12 protein-coding genes are annotated in these 7935 nt (G+C 34.4%); all 12 read left to right on the forward strand.

Features of this window, described 5'->3' with window-relative positions:
* Positions 1-43 precede the first annotated feature (43 nt).
* The 12 genes from KKC91_06220 (at position 44) to KKC91_06275 (ending at position 7563) form a co-directional block, all read left to right on the forward strand.
* Complete coding sequence (locus tag KKC91_06220; protein ID MBU0478144.1) at positions 44-811, forward strand: AAA family ATPase; 768 nt, start codon at positions 44-46, stop codon at positions 809-811.
* On the forward strand, positions 804-1169 hold the full coding sequence (locus tag KKC91_06225) for a hypothetical protein (GenBank protein ID MBU0478145.1): 366 nt from the start codon (positions 804-806) through the stop codon (positions 1167-1169). Before KKC91_06220 ends, KKC91_06225 begins: the two co-directional genes overlap by 8 nt.
* Positions 1170-1293: 124 nt before the next feature.
* Positions 1294-2223 (forward strand): ATP-binding protein, encoded by a 930-nt coding sequence (locus tag KKC91_06230; GenBank protein MBU0478146.1) that lies wholly within the window; start codon positions 1294-1296, stop codon positions 2221-2223.
* A 14-nt stretch (positions 2224-2237) separates the two neighbouring features.
* Entirely contained in the window at positions 2238-2813 is a 576-nt protein-coding gene (locus KKC91_06235) for a hypothetical protein (protein ID MBU0478147.1), read from the forward strand.
* Positions 2814-2845: 32 nt separating this feature from the next.
* Positions 2846-3841 (forward strand): helix-turn-helix domain-containing protein, encoded by a 996-nt coding sequence (locus KKC91_06240; GenBank protein ID MBU0478148.1) that lies wholly within the window; start codon positions 2846-2848, stop codon positions 3839-3841.
* Between the two features lie 332 nt (positions 3842-4173).
* On the forward strand, positions 4174-4398 hold the full coding sequence (locus tag KKC91_06245; GenBank protein MBU0478149.1) for a type II toxin-antitoxin system HicB family antitoxin: 225 nt from the start codon (positions 4174-4176) through the stop codon (positions 4396-4398).
* Positions 4398-4637, forward strand: coding sequence for a type II toxin-antitoxin system HicA family toxin (locus KKC91_06250; protein ID MBU0478150.1), 240 nt, complete (start codon positions 4398-4400; stop codon positions 4635-4637). Before KKC91_06245 ends, KKC91_06250 begins: the two co-directional genes overlap by 1 nt.
* On the forward strand, positions 4618-5322 hold the full coding sequence (locus KKC91_06255; protein MBU0478151.1) for a tyrosine-type recombinase/integrase: 705 nt from the start codon (positions 4618-4620) through the stop codon (positions 5320-5322). Before KKC91_06250 ends, KKC91_06255 begins: the two co-directional genes overlap by 20 nt.
* Before the next feature lie 922 nt (positions 5323-6244).
* A complete protein-coding gene (locus tag KKC91_06260) occupies positions 6245-6451 on the forward strand; it encodes a PilZ domain-containing protein (protein ID MBU0478152.1) in 207 nt (68 codons plus the stop codon).
* Positions 6452-6601: 150 nt separating this feature from the next.
* Positions 6602-6853, forward strand: a complete 252-nt coding sequence (locus KKC91_06265) for a DUF433 domain-containing protein (GenBank protein ID MBU0478153.1) — start codon at positions 6602-6604, stop codon at positions 6851-6853.
* Positions 6850-7212, forward strand: coding sequence for a DUF5615 family PIN-like protein (locus tag KKC91_06270; GenBank protein MBU0478154.1), 363 nt, complete (start codon positions 6850-6852; stop codon positions 7210-7212). Before KKC91_06265 ends, KKC91_06270 begins: the two co-directional genes overlap by 4 nt.
* Before the next feature lie 42 nt (positions 7213-7254).
* On the forward strand, positions 7255-7563 hold the full coding sequence (locus KKC91_06275) for a non-histone chromosomal MC1 family protein (GenBank protein ID MBU0478155.1): 309 nt from the start codon (positions 7255-7257) through the stop codon (positions 7561-7563).
* The last annotated feature ends 372 nt before the right edge of the window (positions 7564-7935 follow it).

The raw sequence follows: 7935 nt of genomic DNA on the forward strand, positions 1-7935 counted from the left end.
ATATAATATTATTTATATTTTAAGAAAATAAAGGAGTACCCATATGTCTAATATTATTGCAGTAGCCAATCAAAAAGGCGGCGTGGGTAAAACAACAACTGTCTTTAATTTAGGGAAAGCCCTTGCGCGTAAAGGAAAGGATGTTCTTTTAGTAGATTTAGATCCGCAGGGACACTTAACTATTCATACTGGCCTTGAACCCGATGACTTGGATATTACAATATATAACGCCCTAAAGGACCAAAAAACCTTAAGTGAAGTAATTAAAGAAACGGGGGATGTTAAAATTGCACCGGCAGATATATCTTTAGCAACTGCAGACTTGGAATTATCCAAAGAAATAGGTAACCAGGAACTTTTAAAAGATATTCTAGAGAAAATACAAGCTGATTACGATTATATAATTATAGACTGCCCACCCAGCTTAAATCTTTTAACCATTAACGCTCTTTGCGCAGCTGATGGGGTTTTAATAACAGTCCAGGCGGAATATTTCGCTTTAAAGGGACTTAGTGATTTATTTAAAACAGTTGAAAAAGTTAAAAAGAAGCTCAATCACGCGATCCAAATTATAGGAATTCTGCCTTGTATGTATGATTCCCGGAGAAAACTTTCGGAAGAAGCTCTTAAGGTGTTGAAGGATAACTTTAGCGGCATGTTGTTAAAGACAAAAATTAGGGAAAATGTAAAACTGGCCGAGGCTTCTTCTAGAAGTAAAAGTATCTTTGAGTACGATTCTGAAAGTCATGGGGCCGAAGACTATAATAGTTTGTGTAATGAAATTTTAGCAAAGGAGACCAAAAATGGTTGAAAAAAATGATAAACTGGATGGTGTTTTTTCCTCTATAATCCAAAAAAAGAAAAAAGAACCTTCAAAAAAGCTTAGTAATACGAGTAATACAGATAATTTGGATAATATAAAAACCCAAGAGAAAGTTGTTAAGCCTGTCCGCATCCCTCATACTTACAAATATGAAAAAGATGTTGTTGATAAAGTAAAAGCGTATGCATATTGGAAAAGGTCTGATATCTCTGATGTTGTAAATGCCGTTCTAAAGGCATTTACCAAGGCTGTAGAAAAAGAAGAGGGAATAATAAAACCGATTCCTACGGGTTCCATCCAACCAGTTAAGTCTATCAAAGTGGAACAGGAAGCAAGCCAGAAGTAGTTCTATAATTTATTTCTAAATATTTCTATTCATTTCCATTTTTGCTTGATTTTATTCTTGACACGTTCAAAATTGAACGGTATAGTTATTATGTAATGTTAAATAATATAATAAATCAGTGGCAATGAATTTGTTATCTCAAAAGGCGAATAATTATTATGTAAGACCTGAGGGGAGTCTTTTGGATGCCCACGCTTTTGATAAGCTTGTATTCTCTATATCCGCTACACCATTTTTAAAAAGATCTCAAATTACAAAACAAATAGTTATAGACCTTGAAAGTAGTAAAAAATTAAGCCTCTATGGTGAAATGGGAATTTTTCTTCTAGGTAAATTTTTAAATAAACTTCTGAATAGAAGTTTTAATATAAAATATCCTTCTAACGACACTCACAATGCTGTTTTTGAAACATTGCGTAATATCCGCAATGCTGCCAAAAGTCGTGAACCAAAACCTTTCAAAAATAATCCTTTTTGGCAAATAAATGATAAAAAGAATTCTATTATAATGTTTATGTTTGTAGAAGATGCAGGGGGAATTCGGAAACTACTTGATAGCACTATAAATATATTTCAACCATATCTGACTAATATATTACATTACCCGGGACAAAAAATTGACTATATTCAAAACATTATAGGTGAACTTACTCAAAATATTATAGATCATAGTGTGGTTGATTCTATGCCAAAAGGATATATTGCCTTAGCCGCAACAAAAAGAAAGGTTGAAATAGTTGTGATGGATTTAGGAATAGGAATACCTAAGCGTCTGGGAGATAGTCTCGGTATTAAAGATGAATTTTTGGCTTTAAAATTAGCTTTCAATAAAAGAGTTTCTTCCAGGTTAAGCGAACGGAGAGGAATTGGACTTCTTGAGGTAAAAAAAATAATTGAAGACTCCCATGGTTATTTAAGTGTGCGCTCTAGCAGGGCTAAAGTCTCTTTTTCTCCCAAGACATATAAGCCATCAGGGAAAACCTGGCTTTCTTCAACTTCTGCATGTTTTCCAGGGACACAGATAGAAGTCTTACTTTTTAATAAGAAACATTAAAAAGGATTTGCTTTATGGAATTATATTTAGATGACCATTTATTAGAAACTGAAGACGGTTTACTTATAGGGAGAGAAGCTGGGAAAGAAAAAAGAAAAGACGTATGTAAGCATTTAGATAATTTACCTGTTCATACCGGACTAAATATATCTTTTAAGAATATAAGAACCATAGATTTCTCCTGTGCCGATACTATATTTAACACGGTTCTGGGAATGATAGACGCAGGAGTTTATCCCGATAAATTTATAGTCTTATCTGAATTGCAAGATCATCAAATAGAAACTATAAACAGAACACTTAAAGAAGCTTCTAAGGTTCTATTTATTAAAACCAATGATCGCTGGAGCCTTATAGGTGACGTTAAAGATAGTTATAGCCCTATTATTGAAAAACTTCTTAGTGTGAAATCTATAAGCACTAGAGAACTTGCGACAGCTATGCATTATAACTCTGTACACATAGCTTCTAATAAATTAGCGGCGCTATATCGTAAAGGATTAGTGGCTAGAGAAAAATGGACGAGGGCTGAGCGAGGTGGTGGTCGACAATTTAGGTATTATAGTATTACAAAAGCTAAGAAAAAGTAGTATAATCATGTGTTTAAAAATGGAGAAAGATAGTGGATCAGAAAGAAATTAGGGGTCGTCTCGGTTATTTTATGTTTCTTAATGACGTCTTTAAAAGTGGTTCTTATGCAAAACTTTCTCCTTCTGCAAAATCGATCTATCCTGTAATTGGTGTTCATATAAATAGAGATGGTGAAGCTTTTCTTTCCACCTCTCGCATAGAAAAACTTTCTGGTTTAAGCAGGCATTCTGTAATAGATGGCGTAAAAGAATTAGTAGAAAATGGCTTTATTATGAAGGTTAAAGGGAATTCTCTTAAAAGTAATCGCTTTAGAATAGTTTTTGAATATGAAGGCAGTGTAATGGTTGCACTAAGGCAGTGCAAAAATTACACTAGTGGTAGTGTAAATAATATACCGAGGGTAGTGCAAAAACCATACCAGAGGGTAGTGCAAAAATTTAACCCTAATAAAGTAATATATAATAAAGTAACACAACCAAGTAAAGAAAAACAACAAATCACAACTAATATAATTAAAATTCATGATAGTCATGTAGGTCAAGTAAATATAGGTGAAAATAGTGGTGGTAATATTTTTAAAAAGATTATAAAAGAACTAAATCTTAAAGAAACTGGGCAAGAATTACTTAAAGATTATATTACTAAATACTCTCAAAATTGGGTAGATCGTGCATTTACTGAATCTGTAAAACGTGCAAAACCCAGCCTACATTATATGGAAGGAATATTAAAAAAATGGCAGCAAACAGGAAGGATTCAATTGGGTAGTTTTAAAGAAGAAATAGATATAAAAAAGAAAGAAGATTTTAGAAAAAACAGAGAGGAAAGGAAAAAACTTGAACAAAGCAAAGATTTAGACGAATCCCTTGAGCAAATATTTAATTCATTAGAAGACGAGGAAAAAAGGGGAATACAACAAAGAGTAAGGTATGAAGTTGATAAACTAAAAATTAAGCCGGAATTTGAAGGGCCAATATTAAGAAGTACAAGATTAAAAATACTAAAAGAAGAATTTTTAAATAAATAACTTAAAAAACTATCGTGGCAATATTAATCTCTATACTCTTATTATAGTGGCTGTGTTTTCCCTACCTGTATTATCTCGTCCTTTTAAAACTTAAACTTTCTTAAAATAGTTTAAATTTATACTATTTCCCAGGGTAGTAATAAAAGTAGAAGGAATTGGTATTCGGTTTGAGCATTATAAAGTAAAACCCGAATAACCCTTTTAATTTCGCAGTTTTCACAGAAAGCGAAAAGTTTTACTTGTTTTTGCCAGAATCTTGGCATAAAATAAAACAAAAGGAGATTAAATTTCACACTCTAAATTAAAGAGCGAAAAATAAAAGGAGAAGAATAATGACACAATTTAAAATTGTTGTAGAAAAACACCCCGATGGTTATGTCTCATATCCATTAGGATTTAAAGGAGTTGTGGTTGGGCAGGGCGATACTTACGAGGAAGCTTTATCTGATATAAAATCAGCAATTCAGTTTCATATCAAGACATTTGGAAAAGAGACATTAGAGACAGAGTCTCGAATTATAGAAGCTTTTGTTGCTGAAGCAGTCGTAGAAGCTTAATGGCAAAATTTCCAATTGATGCTCCTAAGCGCAAAGTAGTCAAGGCGTTTAAATTTTTAGGTTTTCAACCTATAAGAGAAAAAGAACATATTTCTATGATGCGCGAGAATCAGGATGGTAGTAAAACCCCTTTAACTATGCCGAATCATCAAAAAATAAAAGCTTCTACATTAAAGACAATATGTACTCAGTCTGGAATTTCAAGAGAGGAGTTTTTAAATGCTTATAGAAAGGCGTAGCGAAAAAGGATCTATTATTTCTAATTTCACTCGGATTGCACGCCGTCATCATCTTAACTATGATCAGTTGAGATATGTTTTTAAAGCTGTTCGTGGTAATCTCAATCTCAAGCCCAATGATCGCTCAAAACGCCTTCCCAGGATTCTTACTGACCATGAATTATCTTCCTTTTTTGAGGGAATAGAGGATTCTTTGTTATCGCATAAGATTATGCTCAAACTTCTTTTTTATACAGGCCTACGCGTATCAGAGCTTGTGAATATAAAAGTTTCAGATATAGATATAAAAAACAACAAAATTTTTATCAACCAGGGTAAAGGATCAAAAGATCGCTATGTTTTGTTTCCGGAGGCTTTTCGTCTGGTGCTGGAGGCATATTTGGCAAACCCTAATGGTAAACAGTATCTATTTGAATCAAACAGAGGAACAAAATACACACCGCGCAGGATCCAGCAGGTTGTTTCAGGATATATGAAAAACGCTGGAATAGATGCGGATTCCAACCGCCGTCTTGGCCCGCACATTTTAAGGCACCAGTTTCTGACATTTCTTACAAGAAAGGGAATGTCAGATGCGCAGATTCAGCTCATATCTGGCCACAGCACAAAGAAATCCCTGGAAGTTTATCAGCATCTATCTTTAAAGGATGTAGAGAAGGACTATCAAGAGGTATGGAAAACGTGAAAAACAGGAAAATAAGTTGGCACATATCTTGCGACAGACAGACAGACAGACAGACAGACAGACAGACAGACAGACAGACAGACAGACAGACAGACAGACAGACAGACAGACAGTACTCCTTCCTTAAAAAAATTTTCTTTCTTAAAGCGCTTATAGGCGTACACGGCACAAAACGCCAAATTAGGGCGTTAGCGTCCTGCACGCATAATCAACCCCCTTATTAATCATCAAATGTTTTAATGATTTTCCCGACAGATCGTCTATGAATCCCAAGTCTCCTGGCGATTTCGGACTTGAATATTTTCTCTTTCCAAAACTTCCTTACTTCCTTAGTTTTACTTATCGCTGTCTTAGGTCTGCCCAGAACTTTTCTTTTTTGTTTAGCTTGTTCCAACCCAATACACAATAGCGTTTGATAACATGCTAGGACAGCTTGCTTTATTCGTAATTTCTTCTAAATCTCCCTGTGGCCCCAATAGGATCCACATATTGTCGCAGGAGAAAGATTCTCAGATTTTATATCTTTAAGGAAATCTTTTATCCATAGGTTTTTTGGCGTGTGTTCTGTACGCATAATCAATACCCTCGTTAATGTCCCAGATTATGCGTGCAGAATAGTCTTTTTCAGAAAAATGTGCAGCAAGTATTTTTCTCCTGCACGCATAATATAAGAAAAAGTGATGGTTTTTGGAGAAAAACATATCTTTTAATAGCTTTTCTGAAAATATTTGCTGGCTTCTGTACGCATAATGTAACAGATTATTGATAGTCTGTTATATTAAATAAACCTTCGCTGCTAACCGATTCGTGTCTAGTTCCCTATTAAGGAATATTTACCATCGTTTAACCCTAAATTAGCTTTGAAATTCCGGGTTTGGCGGTAATGTTAAGAACCCCTACTTTTTTGTATGAAAACAGCGCCATGGCCAAAATTTGCCTTTCTCTAGCATTACCCCAAGTAAGAATTCCTGTGTTGAATACTGAAAACTATTTGGAATTAAATGAACAGATAATCTGGCACTTACAGAAAGAAGAAGATTACAACATTGGCATACAATTTATCTCAAATGATGAGAAAATGAAAGCGTGTCTTTCCAGATTTATTAAGAGCATTAGGGAAAGCGAATAAAATCAAACAAAAAGCATTTCCTATGTATTTCAGCCCACACTAAAAAAATTGTTAGTTTGACAATGTCCTCTGAAGATGTAGAATAGAATTAAAGAATTTGGATAAAGTTCTGGCAATCAGATAACCAAATTAGAAAATGGAGGAAAAGATATGAATGCTCAATATCTGTTGGATAGGATTACCGCCAATCCTGATGTGATGGTTGGCAAACCGACTATTAGAGGTTTACGAATTACAGTTGACCAGATATTAAAAGCCTTAGCTGGTGGAATCACAACTCAGGAATTGCTTAAAGAGTATCCTGAGTTGGAGTCTGAGGATATTCAGGCAGTTTTACTTCATGCATCTGAATTGGTTAGCGAGGAGCAAGTTTTCAAACTCGCAATAGGCACTTGGAGGTGAAGCAAAAGAGCTTAAAATTTTTAGTTGATGTTGGAGTTAGTATAAAAGTTGAGAGTTGGCTTATAAATCATGGATATGATACAAAAAGTGTTAGAGACATAAATCCTCAAATGCTTGATGAAGAAATACTAAAGATGGCAGTTTCAGGAAAGCGAATGGTTGTTACTATGGATAAAGATTTTGGAGAGTTAGTGTATAATTCCGGATTACCACATGCAGGTGTTTTATTGTTAAGGCTTGAAGAAGCTGCGTCTGAGGAAAAGGTTAAAGTTATAGAAAATATTTTAGAAAAACACTCTAATAATCTTTTGAATAAGTTTTGTGTTTTTAAAGATGGGAAATTGAGAATTAGAAAATAAGAGGGAAAACTGCGCGAACCATTAAAACAAGGAGGGGAAACAATGGCAAAGAAAAAAGCAGAAGCAAAGCTCTATTCATTAAGGATAGGCAAGAAAGAAGACAATGTATTTAAGGGTAAAGGAGCAAGACAGGCTGCTTTAAAGGCTGCTTCCAGGGGATTGAAAGACAGCGATGGTCTGATCAAGCTCAGAGAACATGGGCAGAAGAAAGACGGCAAATGGAGACTGCATATATTTAAAGGTTCAGTACAGAAAGTTGCTAAACCTGCTAATGCACCTGATTGGATGCCTGATAAAATTAACAAACCCATGGTAAAGAAACTTCGTGTTGAGAAGTTAGATAAGATATAATAAACTATTCTTGCAAAGTAATAGTTCGCCTGCTGCCTAGCTAATAGCAGGCGTTTCTATTATAAATGAACATAATAACTAGAGATTCCTAATATTAAGATATATACAATTTAAAAATAAAGTTCTTTTTCTGCACATCTGGCTTTCGTCTTGTTTTATAAGTTTTATAAAAAGAACAAGGAACAACAATCGAAAATAAGCAGGTTTGATGTCGGCAACTTCGCATAAGGCACCTTATTGCCTCTTCTAAACAGGGGTGAGTTACCATGTTCCTGTTTATTTCCAGATCGCTTGACAATTGTCTTGACATTGTTCCTAGAGTATGGTACAAATAGTCATAATCGAAAGCAAACAATCTTTTTTAGAAAGGAA

The organism is bacterium, from assembly GCA_018812485.1.
In the GTDB taxonomy this organism is placed as follows: Bacteria; JAHJDO01; JAHJDO01; order JAHJDO01; family JAHJDO01; genus JAHJDO01.